This is a genomic window from Leifsonia sp. EB41 (assembly GCF_041262565.1).
Lineage (GTDB): Bacteria > Actinomycetota > Actinomycetes > Actinomycetales > Microbacteriaceae > Leifsonia.
Genome location: NZ_JBGCCJ010000001.1, coordinates 759,467 through 779,583 on the forward strand (window position 1 = coordinate 759,467; position 20,117 = coordinate 779,583).

Annotated in this window: 17 protein-coding genes; 5 read left to right on the forward strand and 12 right to left on the reverse strand. The window is 71.5% G+C overall.

Going from position 1 to position 20,117, the window contains the following annotated elements; genetic code table 11:
- Nucleotides 1-38 precede the first annotated feature (38 nt).
- Entirely contained in the window at nucleotides 39-950 is a 912-nt protein-coding gene (locus ABH923_RS03695) for a sigma-70 family RNA polymerase sigma factor (protein WP_370054030.1), read from the reverse strand.
- A 263-nt stretch (nucleotides 951-1,213) separates the two neighbouring features.
- Between ABH923_RS03695 and ABH923_RS03700 the strand changes: the two genes are divergently transcribed.
- Nucleotides 1,214-2,635 carry an MFS transporter gene (locus ABH923_RS03700; RefSeq protein WP_370057285.1) on the forward strand — a complete coding sequence of 474 codons (1,422 nt, stop codon included), beginning with the start codon at nucleotides 1,214-1,216 and terminating at the stop codon, nucleotides 2,633-2,635.
- A gap of 19 nt (nucleotides 2,636-2,654) precedes the next feature.
- Here ABH923_RS03700 and ABH923_RS03705 read toward each other — a convergent pair whose 3' ends face one another.
- Nucleotides 2,655-3,620, reverse strand: a complete 966-nt coding sequence (locus ABH923_RS03705; RefSeq protein WP_370054031.1) for a DNA topoisomerase IB — start codon at nucleotides 3,618-3,620, stop codon at nucleotides 2,655-2,657.
- On the reverse strand, nucleotides 3,617-4,495 hold the full coding sequence (locus ABH923_RS03710) for a Ku protein (RefSeq protein ID WP_370054032.1): 879 nt from the start codon (nucleotides 4,493-4,495) through the stop codon (nucleotides 3,617-3,619). Before ABH923_RS03710 ends, ABH923_RS03705 begins: the two co-directional genes overlap by 4 nt.
- 86 nt (nucleotides 4,496-4,581) lie before the next feature.
- Here ABH923_RS03710 and ABH923_RS03715 point away from each other — a divergent pair, with 86 nt between their 5' ends.
- From ABH923_RS03715 to ABH923_RS03725, 3 genes are all read left to right on the forward strand, one after another.
- Entirely contained in the window at nucleotides 4,582-7,020 is a 2,439-nt protein-coding gene (locus tag ABH923_RS03715) for an ATP-dependent DNA ligase (protein WP_370054033.1), read from the forward strand.
- Between the two features lie 57 nt (nucleotides 7,021-7,077).
- On the forward strand, nucleotides 7,078-7,512 hold the full coding sequence (locus tag ABH923_RS03720) for a hypothetical protein (protein WP_370054034.1): 435 nt from the start codon (nucleotides 7,078-7,080) through the stop codon (nucleotides 7,510-7,512).
- An 89-nt stretch (nucleotides 7,513-7,601) separates the two neighbouring features.
- Entirely contained in the window at nucleotides 7,602-8,867 is a 1,266-nt protein-coding gene (locus ABH923_RS03725; protein ID WP_370057286.1) for an MFS transporter, read from the forward strand.
- Nucleotides 8,868-8,959: 92 nt separating this feature from the next.
- On the opposite strand, the gene ABH923_RS03730 is transcribed toward ABH923_RS03725, so the two are convergent.
- Both ABH923_RS03730 and ABH923_RS03735 read right to left on the reverse strand, forming a co-directional pair.
- Nucleotides 8,960-9,595: a putative glycolipid-binding domain-containing protein gene (locus ABH923_RS03730; RefSeq protein WP_370054035.1), complete on the reverse strand. Its 636-nt coding sequence runs from the start codon at nucleotides 9,593-9,595 to the stop codon at nucleotides 8,960-8,962.
- Between the two features lie 75 nt (nucleotides 9,596-9,670).
- Nucleotides 9,671-10,840 carry a citrate synthase gene (locus tag ABH923_RS03735; RefSeq protein WP_370054036.1) on the reverse strand — a complete coding sequence of 390 codons (1,170 nt, stop codon included), beginning with the start codon at nucleotides 10,838-10,840 and terminating at the stop codon, nucleotides 9,671-9,673.
- 51 nt (nucleotides 10,841-10,891) lie between these two features.
- Here ABH923_RS03735 and ABH923_RS03740 point away from each other — a divergent pair, with 51 nt between their 5' ends.
- Entirely contained in the window at nucleotides 10,892-12,103 is a 1,212-nt protein-coding gene (locus ABH923_RS03740; protein ID WP_370054037.1) for a citrate/2-methylcitrate synthase, read from the forward strand.
- 60 nt (nucleotides 12,104-12,163) lie between these two features.
- On the opposite strand, the gene ABH923_RS03745 is transcribed toward ABH923_RS03740, so the two are convergent.
- From ABH923_RS03745 to ABH923_RS03775, 7 genes are all read right to left on the reverse strand, one after another.
- A complete protein-coding gene (locus ABH923_RS03745; RefSeq protein WP_370054038.1) occupies nucleotides 12,164-12,823 on the reverse strand; it encodes a methionine ABC transporter permease in 660 nt (219 codons plus the stop codon).
- Nucleotides 12,820-13,845, reverse strand: coding sequence for a methionine ABC transporter ATP-binding protein (locus ABH923_RS03750; protein WP_370054039.1), 1,026 nt, complete (start codon nucleotides 13,843-13,845; stop codon nucleotides 12,820-12,822). Before ABH923_RS03750 ends, ABH923_RS03745 begins: the two co-directional genes overlap by 4 nt.
- Before the next feature lie 2 nt (nucleotides 13,846-13,847).
- On the reverse strand, nucleotides 13,848-14,807 hold the full coding sequence (locus tag ABH923_RS03755; protein WP_370054040.1) for a MetQ/NlpA family ABC transporter substrate-binding protein: 960 nt from the start codon (nucleotides 14,805-14,807) through the stop codon (nucleotides 13,848-13,850).
- Between the two features lie 245 nt (nucleotides 14,808-15,052).
- Entirely contained in the window at nucleotides 15,053-15,472 is a 420-nt protein-coding gene (locus ABH923_RS03760) for a VOC family protein (RefSeq protein WP_345834641.1), read from the reverse strand.
- 61 nt (nucleotides 15,473-15,533) lie between these two features.
- Nucleotides 15,534-15,947: a helix-turn-helix transcriptional regulator gene (locus tag ABH923_RS03765; RefSeq protein ID WP_370054041.1), complete on the reverse strand. Its 414-nt coding sequence runs from the start codon at nucleotides 15,945-15,947 to the stop codon at nucleotides 15,534-15,536.
- Between the two features lie 16 nt (nucleotides 15,948-15,963).
- On the reverse strand, nucleotides 15,964-19,491 hold the full coding sequence (locus ABH923_RS03770; protein ID WP_370054042.1) for a TM0106 family RecB-like putative nuclease: 3,528 nt from the start codon (nucleotides 19,489-19,491) through the stop codon (nucleotides 15,964-15,966).
- Between the two features lie 49 nt (nucleotides 19,492-19,540).
- Nucleotides 19,541-20,104, reverse strand: coding sequence for an HhH-GPD-type base excision DNA repair protein (locus ABH923_RS03775; protein WP_370054043.1), 564 nt, complete (start codon nucleotides 20,102-20,104; stop codon nucleotides 19,541-19,543).
- Between the last annotated feature and the right edge of the window lie 13 nt (nucleotides 20,105-20,117).

Below are 20,117 nucleotides of genomic sequence, written 5' to 3' on the forward strand. Positions count from 1 at the left end.
GCCCGGGGTTCCCCTGGTCTTCGTGCTGCGCCGACGGCTCAGCGCAGGTATTCGAGCAGCTCCGGGCTGCGCAGGCGCTTGAGGCTGCGGGTCTCGAGCTGGCGCACGCGCTCGCGGGTGATGCCGTAGACCGCGCCGACCTCGTCGAGGGTCATCGGCTTCTGGCCGTCGAGCCCGAAGCGCATCCGGACGACCTTGGCGTCGCGCGGCGGCAGCTCGCGCAGGCGGTCCTCGAGGTCGCGGTGGCGGAACTCGACCTCCACCGACTCCGACGGGCCGGGGGCGTCGCCGTCCTCGATCAGGTCGCCGAGCTCAGCGCCTTCGTTCTCGCCGACCGGGACAGCCAGCGACACGGTCTCGGAGTCGCTCATCCGCAGCTTGTGCACCTCGGCCGGGGTCAGGTTGGCGGCCTCCGCCATCTCCTCCAGCGTGGGCGTGCGGCCCAGCTCGCCGCCGAGGTCGCGGCGGATGCGGTCCAGCTTGTCGATCTTCTCCACCGTGTGCACCGGGATGCGGATCAGGCGGGCGGTGTCGGCGATGCCGCGCAGGATCGACTGGCGGATCCACCAGGTGGCGTAGGTGGAGAACTTGTTGCCGGTGCGGTAGTCGAACTTCTCGACCGCGCGCACCAGGCCGAGGTTGCCCTCCTGGATCAGGTCCATCACCGCGAGGCCACGGCCGGCGTAGCGCTTGGCGATGCTGACGACGAGGCGGAGGTTCGCCTCGATGAAGCGCTCGAAGGCGCGCTTGCCGTCGTCGGCCAGATACTGCAGCTCGCGCTTGTCGCGCGGGGTCAGTCCGGGGCGCGTGGCGAGACGTTCGCCGGCGAGGACGCCGATCTCGATCCGCTTGGCCAGAGAGACTTCCTCGTCCGCCGTCAGCAGGCGGGTCCTTCCGATGGAATTGAGGTAGTCCCGGACTGGATCATTGGTCACTTCGAGCGTCGTCATCGTGTCATCCCATTCCCTCGTGCGCAGGTGTTTCTGCCTCGATTCGTGGGTACAGGCAATCAGAATGCTCACGCCCCCAACAAGGGGTTGACAACGGTGGTAGGGGTCGCTAGGCGTGTCGCTTGCTAAGGCGCAATATCTAGCTTGTCAAGGGCCTTTCGCTGAAAAGCGCCGCTCGTACTGTCCTGCACATGAGCGTGCATTCATCGGACTCACAGGCGGGAACCGGCCTCACAACCATCCGCACCCGCATCCCTGCCCGGTTGGACCGCCTCCCCTGGTCGCACTTCCACTGGCTCGTCGTCGTCGGGCTCGGGACCGTGTGGATCCTGGACGGGCTCGAGGTCACCATCGTCGGCGCGATCGCGAGCCGCCTGACCGAGCCGGCCTCCGGGCTCGGACTGACCACCGCTCAGGTCGGCCTCGCCGCGGCGATCTACGTCGCGGGCGCGTGCACCGGGGCCCTGGTCTTCGGCTACCTGACCGACCGGTTCGGCCGCAAGAAGCTCTTCATCGTCACGCTCGGCCTCTATCTGCTCGCGACCGTGCTCACGGCGTTCTCGGTCGCGCCGTGGATGTTCTTCGTGTTCCGGTTCTTCACCGGCGCCGGCATCGGCGGCGAGTACGCCGCGATCAACTCCGCGATCGACGAGCTCATCCCCGCCCGCCGCCGCGGCGTCGTGGACCTCGCCATCAACGGGTCGTACTGGCTCGGGACCGCCTTCGGCGCCGTCCTCACGGTGTTCCTGCTGAACACGGCGATCTTCCCGGCGAACGTGGGCTGGCGCATCGCCTTCGGCCTCGGCGCGGTGCTGGGGCTGGTCATCCTGCTGGTCCGCAGGAACGTGCCGGAGTCGCCGCGCTGGATGTTCATCCACGGCCGCGACGAGGCGGCGGAGAAGCAGGTCGCCGAGATCGAGCGCGGCGTCGAGAAGGAGACCGGCTCCGAGCTCGAGGCCGTGCCGGACGACAAGGAGATCGAGATCCGCCAGCGCCGCTCCACCGGGTTCGGCGAGATCATCCGGGTGGGCATCCACCAGTACCCCAAGCGGTCGATCCTCGGGCTGTCGCTATTCGTCGGCCAGGCGTTCCTCTACAACGCGGTGTTCTTCACGTACGCGCTGGTGCTGACGAACCTGCTGAAGGTGCCGGCCGACGTCGCGCCGTGGTCCCTGCTGCCGATCGCGGTCGGCAACTTCCTCGGCCCGCTGCTGCTGGGCCGCCTGTTCGACTCGGTGGGCCGCCGGTTCATGATCACGCTGTCCTACGTCGGCTCCGGCGTGCTGCTCGTCGGTACCGCCCTGCTGTTCTCCGCCGGCGCGCTCAACGCCGTCGGGCTGACGGCCTGCTGGGTGGTCGTGTTCTTCTTCGCCTCGGCGGGCGCGAGCGCGGCCTACCTGACGGTGAGCGAGATCTTCCCGATGGAGACTCGCGCGATGGCGATCGCGTTCTTCTACGCGGTCGGCACGGCGGCGGGCGGCATCGTCGGACCGATCCTGTTCGGCCAGCTCATCGGCGGCGGCGTCCAGGCGGTCTCGCTCGGGTACTACATCGGCGCCGGGCTGATGATCGCGGCGGGGCTGGTCGAGCTGTTCCTCGGCGTGGACGCGGAAGGGAAGTCGCTGGAGGACGTGGCGGCCCCGCTGTCGGCGTCGACGCCGGCCCAGTCGGCAGCGAAGCGGTAGACCCCGAAGCAGTCGGGCGTCAGGCCAGGAGCTGCAGCAGCGCCGGCTCGGGAGCGCGGCCGCCGCGGGTGTCGATGACCTCCCCGGCCCGGTACCGGTCGAACACGCGCGGGTCGATGTAGCTGTTGCGCGCGATCGTCGGCGTGTTGCCGAGGGCGTCAGCGGCCTCGGCGACGGCGGCCGTCACCCGCTTGGCGCGCTGCGCCTCCCTGTCCGCGACACCCAGCCCGGCGAGCGCCTCCGCCGCGACGATCGTGCCGTGCAGCGTCCGGAAGTCCTTGGCCGTGAACTCGCCGCCGGTCTGCCGCTGGATGTACTCGTTCAGCGATGCCGGGCGGATCGTGTGCCAGGTGCCGTCCTTCCACGACAGCAGCCGGGAGCGCTGGCCGCGCACGGCCACGATCTCCGCGAGCAGCGTGGCCAGGTCGGCATCCTCGATCGTGCTCGCCCACTTCTGCGCCGACTTGGCCGGGAAGGTCAGGGTCACCTCGTCGCCGTCGACCGCCGCGTGCCGGCAGAGCAGCGTGGTCAGCCCGCGGCTGCCATTGGCGTGCAGGTACTCCTCGCTGCCGATCCGCAGGGAGCCGAGGTCGATGACGCGGAACGCCGCCGCGAGGATGCGGTCGCGTCCGAACCCCTCCTGCCGCAGGTCCAGCGTGACCTTGCGGCGAGCGCCGGGCAGCGTCTCAGCGAGCTGAGCGGCCCGCTCGAACTTGATCCGGTCCTGATTCAGCCGCCACGACTCGTGGTACAGGTACTGCCGCCTCCCGGCCGCGTCCGTCCCCACCGCCTGGATGTGGCCGCGGGCGTCCGGGGAGATCCAGACGTCCTGCCAGGCGGGCGGGATGACCAGCGAGCGGATGCGCTCCAGCTCGCGCTCGTCGACGATCCGATTGCCCGCCTCGTCCTGGTACACCGGACCCTTCGCGGTGCTGCGGCGGGCGTAGCCGGGCCCTGTGGGGTCGCTGCGGCGCAGGCGCGTCACGCGGGCTTCTTGGCCTTCTTGGCGGGGGCCTTCTTGTCCTTCGCTGCGGACTTCTTCCCGTCCGCGGCCGCCGGAGAGCCACCGCCCCTGCTCCGCTCGACACTGCGCTGCAACGCCTCCATCAGGTCGATGACCTCGCCGCCGCCCTTCTTCGCCTCCTCCGGCTCCTCGCCGAAGGTGACCGCGGTGTCGATGCTCTCGCCCTGCTCCAGCTTCGCGTCGATCAGCTTGCGCAGCTCCTCCTGGTACTCGTCGCTGAACTTCTCCGGCTCGAAGTCGCCCGCGAAGCTCTCCATCAGGGCGGAGGACAGCGACAGCTCCCGCTCGGTGATCCGCGGCGTCGTCTCCAGCGAGGGGAACTCGGCCGCGCGGATCTCGTCGTGCCACAGCAGCGTCTGCAGCACCAGGACGTTGCCGCGCACCCGCAGCGCGCCCAGGCGGGTCTTCTGCCGCAGCGCGAAGTTGACGATCGCGGTGCGGTCCTCGTCCTCCAGCGTCTTGCGCAGCAGCGCGTACGCCTTCAGCGACTTGGAGTCCGGCTCCAGGTAGTAGCTGCGGTCGAACATGAGCGGGTCGAGCTGGTCGTTCGGCACGAACTCGACGACGTCGATCTCCCGGCTGCGCTCGGCGGGCAGCGACTCCAGGTCCTCGGCCGTGAGGATCACCGTCCGCTCGCCGTCGTCGTACGCCTTCGCGATGTGCTCGTACGGGATCGTCTTGCCGTCGATCTCGCACACGCGCTTGTACCGGATGCGCCCGCCGTCGGCGTCGTGCACCTGGTGCAGCGCCACGTCGTGGTCTTCGGTCGCGCTGTAGACCTTCACCGGCACATTGACCAGTCCGAAGGTGATGGCTCCCGTCCATATGGCCCTCATGGGACCATCGTGTCCGCGCTCCCGCGGAAAAACAACAGGGGAAACGGTATCTGCCGCGGAACGGCGCGGGCGCGTACGGTGATCGCATGGTTGCGGAGGACACCGAGACGGTCTCGATCGACGGCCACCGGCTGCGGCTGACGAACCTCGACAAGGTCATGTACCCGAAGACCGGGACCACCAAGGCCGACGTCATCGGCTACTACAGCGCCATCGCCGAGGTGATGATCCCGCACACGCGCGACCGCATCGCCACCCGCAAGCGCTGGGTGCACGGCGTCGGGACGCCGGAGCATCCCGGGCAGGTGTTCTTCCAGAAGAACCTCGACCCGGCCTCCACCCCCGGCTGGGTGAAGCAGCGCACGATCACCCACAAGACCAGCGCGAACACCTACCCGCTGGTGAACGACCGGGCGACGCTGGTCTGGCTCGCGCAGATCGCCTCGCTGGAGCTGCACGTGCCACAGTGGCGCGTGGGCCGCGGCGAGGCCCGCCACAACCCCGACCGTCTGGTGCTCGACCTCGACCCGGGCGAGGGCGCGACCCTCCAGGACTGCGCGGAGGTCGCCCGGCTGGCCCGCGCCATCCTCGCCGACATGGGACTCGACCCGCTGCCGGTCACGAGCGGGTCGAAGGGCATCCACCTGTACGCGCCGCTCGACGGCTCGCAGACCAGCGACCAGGTCTCCGCGGTGGCGCACGAGCTGGCGCGCGCACTGGAGGCCGACCACCCCGACCTCGTCGTCAGCGACATGAAGAAGGCGCTGCGCACGGGCAAGGTGCTGGTCGACTGGAGCCAGAACAACGGCGCCAAGACGACGATCGCGCCGTACTCGCTGCGCGGGCGGTTCCGGCCGACCGTCGCGGCGCCCCGGACCTGGCGGGAACTGGCGTCGAAGGAGCTGGGGCAGCTGGAGTACCCCGAGGTGTTGGAGCGCGTGAAGCGGCGGGGCGATCCCCTGGCCGACGTGTCGGCGGGGCGTGCGGCCGCCGAAGAGACCGACCGGCTGACCACGTACCGTTCCAAGCGCGACGCCGACAAGACCCCGGAGCCGGTGCCCTCGGTCAGCCCGGACGCCGCTGAGGGCCGCTCGTTCGTCATCCAGGAGCACCACGCTCGGCGGCTGCACTGGGACTTCCGTCTCCAGCACGACGGCGTGCTGGTGAGCTGGGCGCTGCCGAAGGGGCCGCCGACCGACCCGAAGCAGAACCACCTTGCCGTGCACGTGGAGGATCACCCGCTGGAGTACGGCACGTTCGCCGGCGACATCCCGCACGGCGAGTACGGCGCGGGCCACGTCGACATCTGGGACCACGGCGAGTACGAGCTGGAGAAGTGGCGCGACGACGAGGTGATCGCGACCCTGCGCGGGCAGCCGGACGGCGGCCTCGGCGGCGAGCCGCGGAAGTTCGCGCTGATCGCGACCAAGCAGGGCGGGGACGAGAAGAACTGGCTCATCCACCTGATGAAGGACGCGGGTGCGGAGAAGGCCATGGGGAAGCCGGCTGCGAAGACCGCCGCGGGACCCGGGAAAAAAGGCGCCGCGAAGCCCATCACGGACGCCCCTATCTCCCCCATGCTCGCCACCCTCGGCTCGCGCGCCGACATCCACGACGAGTCCGAGTGGGCGTTCGAGATGAAGTGGGACGGCATCCGCGCCGTCGCCGTCGTGCGTGACGGCGCGCTGCGCCTGACCACCCGCAACGGCAACGACGTCACCGTCACCTACCCCGACCTCGCCGGCCTGGTCGGCCTCGCGGGCGACCACGACCTGGTCCTCGACGGCGAGATCGTCACGCTGACCCCGAAGGGCCGCCCCGACTTCGGCCTCCTGCAGACCCGGATGGGCCTCACCCGTCCCGCGGAGGTGCGCGCGGCGGCCGAGCGCGCGCCCGCGCACTACTTCGTCTTCGACCTCCTGGAACTCGACGGCACGGACCTCCGGAAGAAGACCTACGACGAGCGCCGCGCCGTCCTGCAGGACACCCTCCGCCCGCCCAAGGACGACCCGGTCCAGGTGCCCCCGGCGTTCGCCGGAGACGTGGACCACGCCATCTCCTCCTCGCGGGAGCTGGGTCTGGAGGGCGTCATGGCCAAGCAGCGCGACGGCAGGTACGCGACCGGCCGCCGCTCGCGCACCTGGATCAAGATCAAGCACCACCTCGCGCAGGAGGTCGTCATCGGCGGCTGGACCCCCGGCAACGGCCGCCGCGCGAACGGCATCGGCGCGCTGCTGCTCGGCATCCCGGACGGCGACGGCCTCCGCTACGTGGGCAAGGTGGGCACCGGCTTCACCGACGCGATGCTCGACGACCTGGCGAAGAAGCTGGCGGCGCACCCGCGCACGACTCCCCCGCTGGAGGGCGTCCCCTCGCTCGACGCCCGCGGCGCCCACTGGGTACGGCCGGAGTACGTGGGGGAAGTCGAGTTCGCCGAGTGGACGGGCACCGACCGGCTGCGGCAGCCGTCCTGGCGGGGGCTGCGGCCCGACAAGCGCGTCGACCAGGTGGTCAGGGAGAGCTGACCGCGCGCTCGGGGAGGTGTGCTGACCGACGCGGCGGCGGGCGGTAGGATCGTCGTCGTGACCACGCACATCATCGCTGAGCCCCGCACCGAGAACGAGATCGACGACGAGCACGGCGGGCTCGTCCGCAGCCTGAGCGCCACCGTGCCGCCCATGCTCGGCAACCTCCTCGCGACCCTCGTCGTGCTGGTCACCCTCGTGCTCGGCGTCATCAGCCTGGTCGCGACCTGGTCGGGCAACGCGGAGGCGTTCCTCCCGCTCTTCCAGATGACCGTCGCCGGCACCGTCGTGTCCCTCAACGCCCTCTACGCGCGCCGCACCTTCAGCTACGTCATCACGCTGATCGGCGCCATCCTCTGGCTCTGGGTGTCCGTCACCCCGTTCATGCCGTTCTTCCAGGTCGTCCTCCAGGCCGTCACGGTCACGCTGATGCTGTTCGGCGTCGTCTTCTCGCTCGCAGCGGTGACGCTCAGCAAGAAGCCGCGCTTCTGAGCGCCGGGCAGGCTCCGGGCACCAAGGAGCCCGACGATACGAGCGAGCCGCGGCTCGCGCACGCCCGGCACTTCGTCGACCTCAGCCCGCTGAGGGAGTCGCCGGCGTTCGCCCGGCTCTGGATCGGCGGCGCCGTCTCCGGCATCGGCAGTCAGATGACGATCGTCGCCGTCGGCCTCAACATCTACGACCTCACGCACTCGACGCTCGCCGTCTCGCTCGTCGCGCTGTTCGCGCTCGTGCCGATGATCGTCTTCGGGCTGTACGGCGGCGTGCTCGCCGACGCGTTCGACCGGAGGAAGGTCGCCCTCGTGACCGCGATCGTCGCGTGGGCCTCCACGGCCGGGATCGCCGTGCTCGCGTGGCTGCACGTCGAGGTGGTGTGGCCGCTCTACCTCCTCACGACGCTCAACGCGGTCGCCGCAGTCATGATCGGCGCCACCCGGCAGGCGATCACGCCCCGCCTCCTGCCCGCACGGCTTCTGCCCGCGGCGAGCGCGCTCGGCGGGATGAGCATGGGCGTGATGGTCACCGTCGGCCCTGCGCTCGCCGGCCTCCTGGTCGCGAGCGTCGGCATCCCGTGGACGTACACGGTCGATGTCATCCTGTTCACGGCGGCGTTCCTCGGCATCTTCACGCTGCCGTCCATCGTGCCGGAGGGCGAGCGGCAGAGCGCCGGGCTGTCCTCCGTGCTGCAGGGGCTGCGGTTCCTGAAGTCGGCGCCGAACCTGTCGATGACCTTCGTGCTCGACCTGATCGCGATGACGTTCGGCCAGCCGCGGGCGCTGTTCCCGGCGGTCGGCGCGCTGCTCATCGGCGGCGGACCGGTGACGGTGGGCATCCTGACCGCCGCCGGCGCGGTCGGCACGCTGGTGTCCAGCGTCTTCTCCGGTCGGCTCGGCGGGGTCAGGTGGCAGGGGCGCGCGGTGGAACGGGCGATCATCGTCTACGGCGCCGCGATCCTCGGCTTCGGTATCGTGCTCGCGGTCGTCGCGTTCAGCGGGACGGCGGGCGGCAGCGCGTCCATCGCCGACGCGAACCTCCCGGCGCTGATCGCGGCCACGATGCTGCTCGCGACCTCCGGAGCGGCCGACAACGTCAGCTCCATCTTCCGGATGACCATCCTGCAGGCGTCGGCGCCCGACGTGATGCGCGGGAGGCTGCAGGGCGTGTTCACCGTGGTGGTGACCGGCGGCCCGCGACTCGGCGACCTCTACATCGGCGTGCTCGCGCTCACCGGCGCCCTCTGGTTCCCTCCGCTGCTCGGTGGCCTCCTGATCGTGGTGCTCGTCGCGACCATCGTGCGCATCCGCCGCGGCTTCCGCGACTACGACGCCCTCGCCCCCACCCCCTGACCCGCATCGCTCCATCGCCGAGGGGCACGTTGTTGTCACTTTTCGGGCGCGAAAGTGACAACGACGTGCCCCTCGGCGGGTGGTAGCGGGGGTCAGCGGGTGCGGATGCGGCGGGCCAGGCGGGGGTAGTCGATGACGAGGCCGTCCTCGTCCACGCCGAGGTCGGCGGTGAAGCCGCTGCCGACGCTGCGGTAGCGGACGACGGAGCGCCCGGCCCCGGCGTCGAACGGTTCGGCCGCGCTGTACGACTGCCGGCTCGCGACCACCGCGAGCGACGGGAGGTCCACCCACGCCATCGTGAGCTCGGTCTCCTCCAGCCCCGCCAGCGCGCCGAGGCGGAGGATCGGCATCGTGTTGGTGACCGGGCAGAGCGCCAGATCGCAGTCGAGCGCGCCGTCCAGGCTCCCGGGATCCGCGATCCCCGGAGCCGCCATCGGCTCGTCGTGGTAGCGGTCGTCGCCGTGCGTGTACGACTCGGCGGCCCAGCGGCCGTGGCCGTCGCGGGTGAGGACGAGCCAGCGGGTGAAACCGCGGCCGTCGACCGCGACCGACAGCCGGGAGGTCACCCAGCCGGGCCCGGTCTCCAGTGCCCAGCTCGTGACGTAGTCCGTCGTGCGGGAGGTGCCGAGCGCGTCCAGCCGGTCCGGCGCGAAGGTGACGACCGCCGCCTCCAGTCGCTCCGGGTCCTCGTCGCCGACCCACTCCACGTGCCGCACCGCTCCGCGCATCGCGTCCTCCGTCGCTCGTGCGGCCGCTGAGGAGGCCGCTCGAGCAGCACGATACGCCCGCGGACCCGCCCGCGGTCAGGCGGCGATCGGCCTCGCCGGCAGCGGCTCCGGCGCGGGCGGCCCGACGTAGCGCGACGACGGCCGCAGGATCTTGCCGTCCTCCGCCTGCTCCAGGATGTGCGCGGTCCAGCCGACGACGCGCGCCACAGCGAACGTCGGCGTGAACAGCTCGCGCGGGATGCCGCACAGCTCCATCACGACGCCCGCGTAGAACTCGACGTTCGTGTGCAGTCCGCGCCCCGGCTTGAGCTCTTCGAGGAGCTGCTGGACGCGCTCCTCGACCCGGACCGCGAAGTCCACCCGCTCGCCGCCGAAGCCCTGCGCGACCTCCCGCAGCAGCACCGACCGCGGGTCCTCCGTGCGGTAGACCGCGTGGCCGAAGCCCATCACCCTGCCGCCGGAGCGGACGGTCTCGCCGATCCAACTGTCGATCCGGTCGGGCGTCCCGATCGCGTCGAGGGTGTCGAGCGCGCGGCTCGGCGCGCCGCCGTGGAGCGGGCCGGACAGCGCGCCGAGCGCGCCGTCCACCGCCGCCGCGACGTCCGCGCCCGTGGACGCGATCACCCGGGCGGTGAAGGTGGAGGCGTTGAAGCCGTGGTCGATCGCGGCCGTCAGGTAGGCGCTGAGCGCATGCTCGTGCGCGGCGTCCGGCACGCGGCCGGTGATCAGGCGCAGGTACTCGGCGACGTGGCCGAGGTCGTCGCGCGGCTCCGGCGGCGTCCGGCCCTCCGCGTGGGCGTGCAACGTCGCGAGCAGGACGGGAGTGACCGCGGCGACCCGGATCGCGTCGCGCAGCCGGGCATCCTCGTCCTCGTCGAAGACGGGGCGCATGCCGTCGGCGGCGGCGACCGCGGCGAGCGCCATCCGGAGTCCCGCCAGCGCGTCGCTGTGCGCCGTCAGCCGCGCGATCGCGGGCAGCAGCTCGGCGACCGGCTCCGGGAGGCGGCGCGCCGCGGCGATCCGCGCCCGGAAGGCCGCCAGCTCCTGCGCGGACGGCAGCTCGCCGAACAGCAGCAAGTACCAGGCGTCCTCGAACGTGCGCTCGCGCGCCAGGTCGATGGCCGAGTACTGGCGGTAGTGGTAGAACCCCTCGTGCCCGCGGACGTCGCCGAGCGCGGTGCTGGCGGCGACGACGTTGGTCAGTCCGCGCGGGACGTCGATGAGGGTGTCGTTCATGCGGTCCATGCCAGTAGTGTGAACGTGGATTCTACGCACGTCAACGTTGATCGGATCAATATGAGCGACCTCCCGCGGCTCAGCGCCGAACAGACCGCCGAGCGCCTCGGCGTCAAACTCGAGACGCTCTACGCGTACGTCGCGCGCGGTCTCCTCACCCGCGAGCGCACGTCGGCCGGTTCGAGCTTCGACCCGCTGGAGGTGGAGGCGTTCGCCTCCACGCGCCGCCGCCGGGCCGCCCCCGAGCCGGCGCGCTCGGAGGGCCGGCCGCTGATGGTGATCGAGACGGACTTCGCGCTGATCGACGACGGCGAGCTGTACTACCGCGGCCGCCCCGCCGCGGAGCTGGCGCGGGAGCCGTTCGAGGTCGTCGCGCACTGGGCGCTCACCGGGCGGTGGGATCCGTCGGTGCGGTTCGCGCCCGGCCCCGGGCTGGATGCGGCCCGCCGGGTCGCGGACGCCCTCCCGCCCGGCGCGGGAGACCGCGACCGGCAGCTCGTCGCTGTCACCGCCCTGGCCGCGGCCGACCCGCTCCGGACCTCCCTCGATCCGGAGGCCGTGGCGGGCGCGGCAGAACGGCTGATCGCGGGCATGGTCGCGGTGCTGCCGGTGAAGTCCGCGCCCGCGGGCCGGACCCTCGCCGCCGAGCTCTGGTCGCGCCTCTCCCCGCAGACCCCGTCGCCCGAGGCGCTCCGCACCCTCGACGCCGCCCTCGTCCTCCTCCTCGACCACGACCTCGCCGTCTCCACGCTCGCGGCCCGCGCCGCCGCCTCCGCGCGCGCGACCCCGTACGCCGTGGTCGTGGCCGGCCTCGGCGCCCTCGACTCCCCGCTGCACGGCAACGCCAGCCGCGCCGCCCACCGGATGCTCGCCCGGGTCGCCGCCGGCGAGGAGCCCGCCCGGGTCGTCGCCGACGCCGTGGTGGACGGGCGCGGTCCCGTCCCCGGTTTCGGGCAGCCGCTCTATCCTGCGGGAGACCCACGCGCGCGGATCCTGCTCGGGATGCTCGCCGCCGTCCCCGCCGCCGAACCGGTCGTGGCCGCCGTCGACGCCCTGGCCGCGCTGCTCCGGGACCGCACCGGCGCCGCCCCGAACGTGGACCTCGCCCTCGCCGCCCTCTCCCTCGCCGCCGGCATGCCCGACGACGCCGGCGAGGTGATCTTCGCGACCGCCCGCACCGCCGGCTGGACCGTCCACGCCCTCGCCGAATACCGCGAGCCCCCGCTCCGTCTCCGCCCCCTCGGCCGCTACACCCCGCCGAGACGTGACTAATCGCGGGAATCCAGCCCAGGATTTCCGCGATTAGTCACGCTTCGGCGGCGGTGGACGGGGTCAGCGGCGGAGGGCCTTGCGGGCCAGGCGGTTGCCCAGGAACTGGGCGAGCTGGACCAGGACGACGATGGTCAGGACGGCGACCCAGGTGACGACCCAGTCGTAGCGCTGGTAGCCGTACGAGATCGCGAAGTCGCCCAGGCCTCCGCCGCCGAGGCTGCCGGCGACGGCGGACAGGTCCACGATCGCGACGAACACGAACGTGTAGCCCAGGATGAGCGGGCCGAGCGCCTCCGGGATGAGCAGGGTGGAGATGATCCGCCACGGGCTCGACCCCATCGCGCGCGCCGCCTCGATCACACCGGGGTCGATCGTGACCAGGTTCTGCTCCACGATCCGGGAGATCGCGAACGTCGCGGCGATCGTCATCGGGAAGATCGCCGCTGGCGTGCCGAGGAACGTCCCCAGCACCGCCTGGGTCAGCGGCGCCACCGCCGTCATGAAGATGATGAACGGGATCGGCCGGACGAAGTTCACCAGCACGTTCAGCACCGCGGACAGCACCCGGTTCTTCAGCAGCCCGCCGGGCCGCGTCGCGTACAGCAGCACGCCGAGCGCCAGCCCGAGCACGCCGCCGAGCACGAGCGTGGCCACGACCATCCAGAGCGTCTGCCCGATGGAGGTCAGGTACACCGGCCAGAGCGTCGACCAGTCCGTCATGCCGCCACCTCCTCGACCTCGGTCACCGTGCGCAGCTCCGCGACCAGCGCGTCCACCGCCTCCGGCTCGCCGAGCAGTTCGAGGGTGAGACTCCCGAACGACCGGCCCTGCAGCGCCGAGATGCCGCCGTAGACGATCTCGAATCGCACGCCGTGCCGCCCGACCGCGTCGGAGAGCACCGCGCCGAGGCGGCCGTCGTCGTGGATGCGCGCCGAGACGATCCGACCGGCGTGCTTGCCTCGCAGCCGCTCGATGTCGGCCTCCCCCGGCTGGTTGCGCAGCACGGTGCCGACGAAGCGCTGCGAGGTCGCGGTCTGCGGGTTCGAGAACACGTCGAACACGGTCCCGAGCTCGATGATCCGGCCGGAGTCGAGCACGGCGACGCGGTCGGCGATCGAGCGGACGACCTCCATCTCGTGCGTGATGACGACGATGGTGACGCCGAGCTCGGCGTTGACCCGCTTGAGCAGGGCCAGCACGTCGGCGGTGGTCTCCGGGTCGAGCGCGCTGGTCGCCTCGTCGGCGAGCAGGATGGCCGGGTTGGTCGCCAGCGCCCGGGCGATCCCGACGCGCTGCTTCTGGCCTCCCGAGAGCTGGTCGGGGTACGCCCACGCCTTCTCGGTCAGGCCGACGAAGGCGAGCAGTTCGGTGACGCGCGCCTTCCGCTTGTCCGCCGGCCAGCCCGCGACCTTGAGCGGGTAGGCGATATTCGCGAACACGGTGCGCGAGCGGAACAGGTTGAACTGCTGGAAGATCATCCCGATCCCCGCCCGCACGCTCCGCAGGTCGCGCTCGCGCAGGGTAGTCAGGTCGCGGCCGTCCACCACCACCGAGCCGGAGGTCGCGTGCTCCAGCGCGTTGATCAGCCGCACCAGCGTGCTCTTGCCCGCACCTGAATAGCCGATGATGCCGAAGATCTCGCCGCGCTCGATGGTCAGGTCGATGTCCTCGACGGCGGAGACCGCGGCGTCGCCCGAGCGGAAGCTCTTGGTGACGCCGCGGAACTCGATGAGGGCGCTCACGCCTACTTCGCCGCCTTGATGGACGTCTCCAGCGAGCGAAGGATCGCGATCAGGTCGGCCTGCGGCTTCTGCACGATCACGGCGGTGTTCTTCGAGTCGGCGAGCACCGCGTCCTGCACGGCCTTCGAGTGGTACAGGTCGGCGATCTTCAGGAAGGTCGCGTTGTCCTTGTCCTTCGCGCGGGCCACGAACGCGTTGATGTACGGCTCGGCCGCGGAGCTCCTCGGGTCGTCCTGGAACAGGGCGGACTTCGGGTCGATGCCGGCCGGGCCGACGAACGTGTTGTTGATCACCGCGGCGTCCGCGGAGTCGAGCGCCGGCGCCGTCTGCGCCGCGTCGACCGGGAGCACCGTGACCTTCGACGCCGCCGCGTCGATGTCGGCGGGCGTGGAGAGCGTGCTGCCGCCGTTCTTCAGCTTGAGGAGGCCGGCCTTCTGCAGCACCAGCAGGGCTCGCGCCTGGTTGGTCGGATCGTTCGGGATGGCGACCTTCGCGCCGGCCGGGAGCTTCTCCAGCGACGTGAACTTCTTCGAGTAGAGCGACAGCGGCACGACGTACGTCGAGGCGATCGGCACGAGGTTCTGACCGGACTCCACGTTGTAGTTCGCCAGGAACTGCAGGTGCTGGAATAGGTTGAGGTCGAGCTGGCCGTTCGCGAGCGCCGGGTTGGCCTGCGTGTAGTCGCGGAAGCCGACGACCTGGATGTCGATGCCCTCCTTGGCGGCCTCGCTCTTGAGGATCGGCCAGTACGGCGCGGACTGCTCGGTCGTCCCGATCTTCACCGCGACGGTCGTGTCTGCGGCGTCGGCCGAGCCGCTGTTGCCGGCGTTGACGACGGCGACGACGCCGCCCACGATCGCGAGGACCGCGACGACGGCGATGCCGACGATCCACGGGGTCTTAGAGCGCTTCGGCTTCTCGGGGAGCGCGGGGACGGTTCCGGGCGGGGTGGCGTCGGGCATGGCTGTGCCTCTCTTGTGAAGGGGTGGGATGTGCCGGCGAACGGTTGGCGGCACATCGAGCCTTCCAAGCGAGGAGCGGGAGGGCAAAACGCATTCCGAAATATGACGACGCCAGTCCGCGCCGTCAGATTTCGGATTTTAGGTGCGAACGCTCTGGCTGGTTGCAGCGACCTTCGGAAGAATCGGGAGCAGGTGTGCGCCGGAGGCCATTGGGGGACCTCCGGCGCACACCGTGTCACCGCTCCTTACGCGGGCTGCGCCGCCGACGCCAGGATGCGCACCATGTTGCCCGACGGGTCGCGGAAGGCGCAGTCGCGCGGGCCCCACGGCTGGTCCTTCGGCTCCTGGAGCACCTCGGCGCCGCTGGCGCGCACGCGCTCGAACACGCCGTCGAGGTCGTCCTCGGTGCGGAAGACGACGTTGGTCAGCACGCCCTTGGCGACGAGCTCCTGGATGGCGTCGCCGTCGGACTGCGACCGGCCGGCGTACGGGTCGGAGAGCACGATCTCGGTGCCCGGTTGACCGGCGACGCCGAGGGTGATCCAGTGGTGGCCGCCCGACTCGACGTCGTTGAGGACGTCCAGGCCCAGCGCGTCACGATAGAACGCGAGGGACTCCTCGGGGTTCGTGACGGTGATGTGCGAGTACTGCAGCGAAATGGTCATACGGCCACTTTAGGAACGCGGCGCCGGCGGCGCTTCTCCATTCCTGCTCGACCTCGTGCGATCATCCAGGGATCGGCTTCGAGCGCACCGGCCGCGTGCGCTGCTTCGCGATGCAGTTGGGCATCGCGAGCACGGCGCGGTGCTCGCGGGTGCGGTAGCTGGTCGGCGACTCCCCCACCACCTCGGCGAACTTCGAGCTGAACGAGCCGAGCGACGTACAGCCGACCGCCATGCACGCCTCGGTCACGGTCATCCCCTCGCGCAGCAGCGCCATCGCGCGCTCGATCCGCCGGGTCATCAGGTAGCTATAGGGGGTCTCGCCGTAGACGGCGCGGAACCGGCGCGAGAAATGCGACGGCGACATGAAGGCAGACGCGGCCATCGTCGGGACGTCGAGCGGCTCGGCGTACTCGCGATCGATCTTGTCGCGCGCTCGTCGCAGGATGACGAGCTCCTCCAGTTCCTCCGGGGACACGCCTCCACCGTAGCTCTCAGGCCCGCGCCTCACCAGCGCCTTCACCCGCGGCGACGGTGCGGACCTGCTGCGGGCGCGACTCGACGAGCCGGATGAACGCGCTGAGCTCGCCCACGCCGGCCGGGGTCGTCGGCAGGAACTCGGTCAGCTCGGGCGAGTGCACCAGGTACGCCGCCCACTTCGCCCGCGAGATCGCGACGTTGAGCCGGTTCTTCATCAGCAGGAACGACATCCCGCGCGGCACGTCGGCCGCCGACGACGCAGCCAGGCTGACGATCGCGACGGCGGCCTCCTGGCCCTGGAACTTGTCGACCGTGCCGACCCGCACCTGCGGGAAGCCGGCCGCGTCGAGCAGCTCGCGCACCTCGGCGAGCTGGGCGTTGTACGGCGTCACGACGATGACGTCGTCCTGACCGAGAGGCGCGTCCTCCACCCCCGCGGCAGGGTCGCTCCAGGAGCGGCCGATCAGGTCGTCCACGATGCGGACGACGGCCGCGGCCTCCTGCGGCGAGGCCGTCGCGTTGCCGACGTGCTCCACCGGCACCGGGTGGAGGCCGGGCTCGACACCGCCGAGCTCCCGGTCGCGGGTGCTCGGGTACGCGTGCAGCCGGCCCTCGTAGGACAGCCGGGACACCGACTCCGCCAGGGCAGGGTGCATCCGGCGGCTCTCGGCCAGGAAGTAGCCGAGCTCGGCCGGGAGCACGTCGTGGCCGGCGCTCACCCAGCCGAGGGCAGAGCCGTCGACCGGCTCGGGATGGCTGCCCTGGCTCACCTGCGGGAGCTGCTGCGGGTCGCCGAGCAGCAGCAGGTTGCGTGCCGCGACGCCCACCGCGATGGTCGACGCGAGCGAGAACTGGCCGGCCTCGTCGACCACGAGCAGGTCCAGGCTCCCCCGCGGGATGCGCGCGGCGTTGGCGAAGTCCCAGGCCGTGCCGCCGAGGACATAGCCACGCCCCTCGCGCTCGGCAGCGAACTCGAGGTGACCGTTCCGGCGCAACGGCGTGAACCGGGGCTCCTCGGCCGCTCCGCTGGACCCATTGCCTCCGCTGGGCACCTTGCCGACGAGCGCGGCGTCGAGCCCGGTGTCCACGACGCGGTCGAGGAGGTTCTCGACCACCGCGTGCGACTGGGCGACCACTCCGACGCGCCAGCCGTGCTCGGCCACGAGCCGGGCGATCACGTGGGCTCCCAGGTAGGACTTGCCGGTCCCGGGAGGTCCCTGCACCGCCAGGTACGAGGCGTCGAGGTCGAGCAGGCTCGCGGTGACGGCCGCGATGCGCCCGCTGCCGTCCTCCGGCCCCTCGGGCGCCAGCGCGCCGGACCGGGTGCGCGGCGGGGTGCGCCGCAGCAAGTCGACGGTGGCGTTCACCGGCCACCGGTCCTGTTGGCGCGCCGCGAGCAGGTCGGTGCCCCACTCGCGGACCGCTTCGGCGAGCGGGCGCGTGTTGGGCGGCGGCGCCGGGGTGAGCGCCATCGGGAGGTGCGGGTAGGCCTCCACGTCCTCCGGCAGCGTCTCGCGCACCAGCACGGAGCCGTCGTCGGCGACCGCGATGACGGCGGCGCTGCGCACCGTGCGCGCGCCGGGCTGCGCGCGCAGCAGCCGGAACGGGCCGGGGTACTCGTAGAGCAGGAACGGTCCGGAGTTCTCGCTCACCCGCACCGCGCTGCCCGCGCCCCACTGGCCCGAGAGCTGCAGCTCGCGCCGCTCCACCCGCTGGCCCTCGTCCAGATACCAGTCGCGCACCACGCGCACGGACTCCAGCACGAGCACGTCGCGGGTGTCGGCCCACTCTTCGACCGGCTGGATCAGCCGGGCGAAATGGCTCTGCCAGAAGCTCTTCTGCTCGCGCCGGTGGAAGTCGATCGCCGCGGCGGCGAGCGCCACCGCCTCCCGGTCGGGCGTGCGATGCGGGTCCAGCGGGTCGCCGGCGAACCCGAGCAGTCCCGCCCGCAGGGGGGACTCCTCCGGCGCCGGCTCGAGCTCCTCCAGCGGCGCGGCGCCGATCGGGACACCGGCTTCGGCGGCGCGGGCCAGCAGCCAGTCGCGGAGGCGGAGCGTCGACACGCAGTCGTAGCGGTTGTAGTCGCCGAGCGCGTCGAGCAGCGGCTGGGCCTCGTCGAAGCGGCCGAGCGCGATCAGGTCGCGCGCGTTCGCGTACTCGGTGATGGAGTCCGCGCCGTTCGTGACCTCGCTCTGCCGCAGCTCGGTGCCCATGTAGAGCGGCTCCAGTTTCTTGATGGAGTACGACCGCGATCCGACGCGCACCGACTTGCGCACGAGCGGGTAGAGGTCGACCATCACGTTGTCGCGCAGCAGGCCGTCCACCTCCGCCTCGCCGACGCCGTGCCGGGCGGAGATGGACAGCAGGTGGGTCTGCTCGTAGGCCGCGTAATGGTAGATGTGCATGCCGGGATGAGCGGCGCGGCGCTCGCGGACGAACGCCAGGAAGCGCTCCAGCGCCACGCGCTCCTCGGCGAAGTCGTGCGCCCAGAACGCCGTGAACCTGGCCTCCTGGTCGACCAGCCCGAACAGGTAGTCGAGGTTCCAGCGCTCGCCAGCGCCCTCCGTGTAGAGCGGGTCACCCTCGAAGTCGAAGAAGATGTCGCCCGCGTCGGGCTCCGGGAGGATGGCGAGCACGGGCGCATTGAAGACGCGCACCGGCGGAGGCGCGCCCTCCACCGCCTCCAGTTGCAACCTCGCCTGCTCGCGCAGCCCCGAGAGCGTGCCGTCCGGGATGCCCTCGACCGGCCCGGTGGAGGCCGCGAGCGCGTCGATGGTCGTGATGCCCGCCGCGGCGAGGCGCTCGCGCTGAGTGACGCGCATCCCCGCGACCAGCAGGACGTCGTGGGCGGCGATGATCTCCGCGTCGCAGGTGTCGCACCGGCCGCAGACCGTGAACCGCGGGTCGCCCCACTGCACAGGACCGGGGTCGGCGACATGCGCGGCGATGATGTCGAGCAGCCGCGCGCGACGCTTGCGGTAGACCGGCTCGATGTCGGACAGCCGGTGCTCGCTGACCGAGCCGTCGCCCAGCAGCAGCTCGACGGTGCCGTCGACCTCGACGCCCGTGCGCCTGAGCTGCTCGGCATAGGCCGCGAGCTGCAGCAGCGCGGTGACGCGGGCGCTGCGGGCGAGCTTGGAGTCCTGGACGCGGTAGCGGCCGTCCGGCAGCCGGACGATGAAGTCGGCGAAGCCCACGAACGACCCGTCGAAGAACGTGGCCTGGAAGACGACCTCGCTGCCGCGGGCGAACGCGTCCGCGGTGAGCCGCACCGCCTCCGCGAGGCTCTCGGCGGTCAGCGACTCGGGCCGCTCGATCTCCGCGACGCCGTCGCCGAACCGCTCGCGGTAACGCTCCAGGATGTGGTGCTCCTGCTCGTCGCCCAGCCGCGACGAGCGCACGTACATCGGGTCCTCGACCTCTTCGGTCTTCTCCAGCCTGCCCAGCTTGACGTCGAGCGTCCGCAGGAAGGCGAACTCGCACTTGGACGCCTCGGTCAGATCGCTGGCACTGGTGACGATCACACCGTCGAGTAGGAACACACCGCTACGCTATCGGCGGCCGCCGACATCCCGCCTGTGTCCGCGCGCCTCAGCCCTTGGCCGCGGCCTTCATCGCGCGCTTGTGCTCGCGCACCTTGGTGAGCGACTCCGGGGAGACGATGTCGGCGACGGAGCGGTAGCCCTCCGTGCCGTAGTCGCCCGCGGCCTCCCGCCAGCCCGGCGCCTGGAGGCCCTTCTGCTTGCCGAGCAGCGCCAGGAAGATCCGCGCCTTCTGGTCGCCGAACCCGGGCAGCGCCTTCAGCCGGCGAAGCACCTCCGCGCCGCTGGGGTCGCCCTGCGTCCAGATCGCGGCGGTGTCGCCGCCCCAGTCCTCGACGATCGCCGCGGACAGCGACTGCAGCCGGCCGGCCATCGATCCGGGGAAGCGGTGCACGGACGGCGTCTGCTTCATCACCGCGACCAGCTCGTCCGGGTCGAGGGCGGCGATCCCCGCCGGGTCGAGCGAGCCGAGACGGTCGCGCAGCTTGGCGGGGCCGGTGAACGCGGTCTCCATCGCGATCTGCTGGTCGAGCATCATCCCGACGAGCAGGGCGAACGGGGACTGGTCGAGGAGGGCGTCGGCTTCCGCGTCGCCGGTGATCGTGATGGGCATGGACTCATGCTCC